The following is a 4,733-nucleotide window of genomic DNA, read 5'->3' on the forward strand; positions in this document are numbered from 1 at the left end:
ATTGGCGAAGGCGCGCACCTCGTAGGGCCGGCCGTTGTTCGTGTAGACCCGGGAGACGTAGGGGTTGCTCGGAGTCAGGGTGTAGTCGGCGGGCAGGCCCCGTTCCAGGGCGGCGGCGGCGGTGAACACCTTGAAGGTCGACCCGGCACCTTGGCTGTAGGCGGTGTTGAGCACCACGGACTCGCAGGCGGGCTGGTCGCAGCCGTAGCGGCGGTTGACGCTCATCGCCAGCACGTGCCCGGTGCCGGGTTCCACCGCGGTGTACATGCCGGCCAGCGGGTCCCCCATGGGGAGCTGGTTGAGCACCGCCCGGTCACCGGCGACCTGCACATCCGGGCGCAGCGTGGTCTGGATGGTCAGCCCGCCGTTGTCCAGGATGTCCCGGCTGATTCCGAGCTGCTGCTGCAGGTACTGCTCCAGGTAGGCGCAGAAGAAGCCGCCCACGGTGGCGCCGATGCAGCCGTTGGGGGATCCCGGGCCCGGGTCGACCGCCACCGGCTGGGCGGAGGCAGCGGCCAGCCGCCGGGCGTCGATGTACCCCAGCTCGTACATCCGCTGCAGCACCTGGTTGCGGCGGGTGCGGGCGGCCGCGGGGTCGGTCAGCGGGTTGTCGTTGGCCGGGCTCTGCACCAGGCCGGCCAGCATCGCTGCCTGCGGCAGGGTGAGGTCGGTGGCATCCACGCTGAAGTAGCGCTGCGCCGCGGCCTGGACGCCGTAGGCGCCGTTGCCGAAGTACACCGTGTTCAGGTAGCGGGTGAGGATCTCGTCCTTGGAGTAGGCCTCCTCCAGGGCAAGCGCCAGCCGGGCCTCTCGCAGCTTGCGCCCGAGGCTCCCCTCGGTGGCCGCCTGCCGCTGCTCGGCGGTGTCGGCGGTCTGCGCGAGGGTCTGCTTGACCAGCTGTTGGGTGAGCGTCGAGCCGCCCTGCTGCACCGAGCCCGCCGCCACGTTGGTGACCAGCGCGCGTGCCGTCCCCCGCACGTCCAGGCCGCTGTGCTCGTAGAACCGCGTGTCCTCGATCGCGACCATGGCCCGCTTCATCACCGAAGCGATCTGCTCGGTGGTCACCGGCACGCGGTCGTTGGCGTAGAAGGTGGTGATCACCGACCCGTCGGCCGCCAGCACCCGGCTGTTGCCCCACACGCCGCCGGTCAGCTCGCCCGGCAGCTCGTCCGGTGGCGGTGCCGAGTTCCGCGCCAGCAGGCCGGCGCCGCCCACCCACGGCAGAAGTAGACCAGTCACCAGCGCCCCGGCCACCACCACCGCCACCGCCAGCAACATCGAGGTCTTCCAGCGCGGGCGCACGTTGGAGCAACCTAGGCCACCACGGTGCCCGACGGGTTCCCCGGAGGTTTCGGAACCGGGAGGACCGGGATCCCTTGTCCGACCCGGTCGGCCCCCGCGAACCTGGCGGCGTGCGCCGACGCGGCGTCCTTGCTGGAACGGGTGCCGCGGTGCCGGCCGGCTGCAACCGGTCAGCACCCACCCGGTCGGCCGCCACGGCCACCAGTGCGCCCCCCACAGCGCTCCCCGCGTCCCGCGCGGCGCCGTCCCCAGCGCACCCTCCACCGCCGGGACGCCGCAGGAGGTGCTGACCCGCTCGACGCTGCCGATGCTGTGCTGCCACCAGCTGTGTAGGTTCCGATCCGACAACAGCGCGTACGCCCGGACGATGATCACGCCGCCACCGGGTTCATCGCCAGCTGCACCGGACTGGCTCAGCGGCGACCAGCTCAGCGACCTCGACCGAGCCGAACCATCACCGCCCTGGCCCGACTGGCCGTCGCGCTCATCTACGCCCGTCGGCTGACGGCCTACCGCTATCTGCACAAGGGCATCGACGCCCTGACCGCAGCGGCGCCGGGTCTGTCCGGTGCCCTGCTGGCCGCCCGCGCCGCCGGGCATTCGCACGTCACCGTGGACGGCACCCTGGTCCGCAACGACCGGATCCGCGCCGCGGGGCCGACCGCACGCGGTGACCGGGCCGGTGCCCGGGTGGATCTGTGGTGGTTGGGCAAGCACATCGCCCACGGCGGCAACGTGCAGGTCATCGCCGCCGCCCTCGACGGCTGGCCGCTGTGGACCTCACCGGTGCGCCCCGTTCGCGAGCACGACACCACCGCGCTGCGCGCCCACTGCGAGGCGTTGCCGCTGTTGGCCGAGTGGACCGACCAGGCCATGCCGTGCTGGCCGACCTGGCCTACGAGGGCGAACGCGGTGCGCTGACCACCCCGGTCAAGACCACCGCTGGTCGCCGGCTGACGCCTATAAGGCGTGGAAGCAGGCGTGCCGCCCGCGTTGGCGCGCTCTAGCTCTGGCGATCGAGGCGAGACTGGAAGCAGTCGAGGCTGGCATCACCACGTTTGAAGACGAGTTCATGACGCACATCGTGTTGCTAGACGGCTCGACCCTCAACGCCTGGGCTCGGCCGCAGATCGCGGAGGCGTGCGCCTCGGGGCGAGATGCCTTTCCTATTGGCACTGGAGGCAGCCTCATGAGCGACATCGACCCGGAAGTGGTCCGCTTGATCCGGGAGCTACTAATCCTTACCGATAGGCTCGGTGTTGGTCATCAAACACGCGCCCAGAACTTCGCCCACCAATTAGATCTAGCGGGAAAGGTCATCATCGACAAGGGCTCCGTCCCCGACTGGATGGAGCAAGCACCCGATGCGCTGACGAGCGAGCGCAAGTACCGCTTCAAGGACGAATCATGAGCAAGCGCAACCCTCTCGGAAAGTTGCTCTCTTCTACTGCGCCGACGTTCTGGCGGACACCAACTTGGCCTTCCCCATCGGCGTACTCCTCACCTTGGCATGGATCGACATCTGCGGCGTACCGGAGTAGCTTGCATGAACCGCTCCCGCCACCTGCACAAGCGCCGCGACTGATACAAGCGCGGAGTCGGCGATTTGCTCGGTGGGCGTCAGTCAGGAACCTGCAGTTCTAGGCGCGGCCGCCATGTAGTGCCGACGCGCCATTTCGAGCTCCGCCCCATCGAAAGGGCGCCCTCCGTAACCTGGCAATTGCCCTTCTCCAACGCCGACGCAGCCATCGTCGAAGGTCACATCGATCTTGCATCGTGCAACATATTCCGTCAACGCGCTCATCGATGAGGTTTTCTCACCAGCGGCCTCGCTGCATTGACGTGAGCACGAGTGCGGCGGCGGCGATGACGCTGATTCGCCAGGGGCAGAGGGTGACGCGGTGCAGGGCGCGCCAGCGGCCGAGCAGCGCATGGGCACGTTCGGTCGGTGCCCGCAGCGCGGTGAGCAGCCGGTTGTAGGCAGATTCAACCGGTCGTCGCAACACCTCGTCTTTGGAGGTGGAGCGTGGGTGTTGCGCAGCGTCAGAGGCAGGTCCGTGAGTACCGGGGCCAGATCCCTTCACCCGGGCGGCCGACGGTGGCCTGGCGGGAGGATCGGGTCAGGTTCTGGGCGGCGATCGCCCGGGGAGTGAAGACCGAGGACGCGGCGGTGGAGGCGGGTGTGTCCGCGCCGGTTGCGTTCCGATGGTTCCGCCACGCTGGCGGCGTGAACCCAGGCCTGCCAGCGAGGGTGTCGGGCCGCTACCTGTCCTCTGCTGATCGGGAGGAGATCGCGCTGTGGCGCGCCCAGAAAGTCGGCGTGCGGGAGATCGCCCGTCGACTCGGTCGCAGCCCGTCGACGATCTCCCGTGAGCTGCGGCGCAACGCCTCAACGCGTACCTACCGGCTGGCCTACAAGGCCTCGATCGCGCAGTGGCACGCCGAGCGCCGCGCACGACGGCCCAAGGTCGCCAAGCTCGTCAGCGACGACCGACTACGCCAGTACGTCCAGGACCGGCTCGCCGGTGTCGTCCAGACCGCCGACGGTGCGCCCGTCGGTCCAGCCGGCCCGGCGTGGAAAGGCCGGAACAAGCCCCATCGTGGCGACCGCGCCTGGGTGCATGCGTGGAGCCCCGCGCAGATCGCCAACCGGCTCCCGGTCGAGTTCCCCGACGATGAGTCGATGCGGATCAGCCACGAGGCGATCTACCAGGCCCTCTACGTTCAGGGCCGCGGCGCGCTCCAGCGTGAGCTGGTCGCCTGCCTGCGGACCGGTCGGGCGTTGCGGGTCCCGCGGGCCCGGGCCCGGCAGAAGGCGTGGGCGCATGTCACCGAGGAGGTGCTGCTCAGCGCCCGGCCGGCCGAGGCCGAGGACCGGGCGGTGCCGGGCCACTGGGAAGGCGACCTGATCATCGGCTTGCAGCGCTCGGCGATCGGCACGCTGGTCGAGCGGACCACGAGGTTCACGATGCTGATCCACCTGCCCCGCGAGCAGGGCTACGGCGTCATCCCGCGAACGAAAAACGGTCCCGCGCTGGCCGGCTACGGGGCGATCGCGATGAAGAACGCACTCGCCGCGACGATGACCGAGCTGCCCGAGCAGCTCCGCCGTTCGCTGACCTGGGACCGCGGCAAGGAACTGTCAGCCCACGCGGCCTTCCGCGTCGAGACCGGCATCCCGGTGTTCTTCGCCGACCCCCACAGCCCCTGGCAGCGCGGCACGAACGAAAACACCAACGGGTTGCTGCGCCAGTACTTCCCCAAGGGCACCGACCTCTCCCGATGGAGCGCCCAGGAGATCCAGGCGGTCGCCACCTCCCTCAACCACCGACCCCGCAAGACCCTCGCCTGGCGCACCCCCGCCGAAGCCCTCGACGAACACCTAAAGTCCCTGCAACAGGTCGGTGTTGCGACGACCGGTTGAATCTGCC

General features: G+C 69.6%; 3 protein-coding genes and 2 pseudogenes. 3 read left to right on the forward strand and 2 right to left on the reverse strand.

Going from position 1 to position 4,733, the window contains the following annotated elements; all coding sequences use genetic code 11:
* Positions 1-1,302 (reverse strand): transglycosylase domain-containing protein (locus VN520_RS28775; RefSeq protein WP_325749880.1); only part of this gene is annotated, 1,302 nt, incomplete at its 3' end.
* A gap of 456 nt (positions 1,303-1,758) precedes the next feature.
* On the opposite strand from VN520_RS28775, the pseudogene VN520_RS28780 reads away from it, so the two are divergent.
* Together VN520_RS28780 and VN520_RS28785 are read left to right on the forward strand one after the other, a co-directional pair.
* Positions 1,759-2,261: pseudogene (locus VN520_RS28780) on the forward strand (transposase family protein); the annotation flags it as partial.
* A 230-nt stretch (positions 2,262-2,491) separates the two neighbouring features.
* Positions 2,492-2,713, forward strand: coding sequence for a hypothetical protein (locus tag VN520_RS28785; protein ID WP_325749881.1), 222 nt, complete (start codon positions 2,492-2,494; stop codon positions 2,711-2,713).
* A gap of 406 nt (positions 2,714-3,119) precedes the next feature.
* Here VN520_RS28785 and VN520_RS28790 read toward each other — a convergent pair.
* Positions 3,120-3,278: pseudogene (locus VN520_RS28790) on the reverse strand (IS5/IS1182 family transposase); the annotation flags it as partial.
* 50 nt (positions 3,279-3,328) lie between these two features.
* Here VN520_RS28790 and VN520_RS28795 point away from each other — a divergent pair.
* Complete coding sequence (locus VN520_RS28795) at positions 3,329-4,726, forward strand: IS30 family transposase (protein WP_325749882.1); 1,398 nt, start codon at positions 3,329-3,331, stop codon at positions 4,724-4,726.
* Positions 4,727-4,733 lie beyond the last annotated feature (7 nt).

Source organism: Streptomyces sp., from assembly GCF_035563135.1.
In the GTDB taxonomy this organism is placed as follows: Bacteria; Actinomycetota; Actinomycetes; order Streptomycetales; family Streptomycetaceae; genus Streptomyces.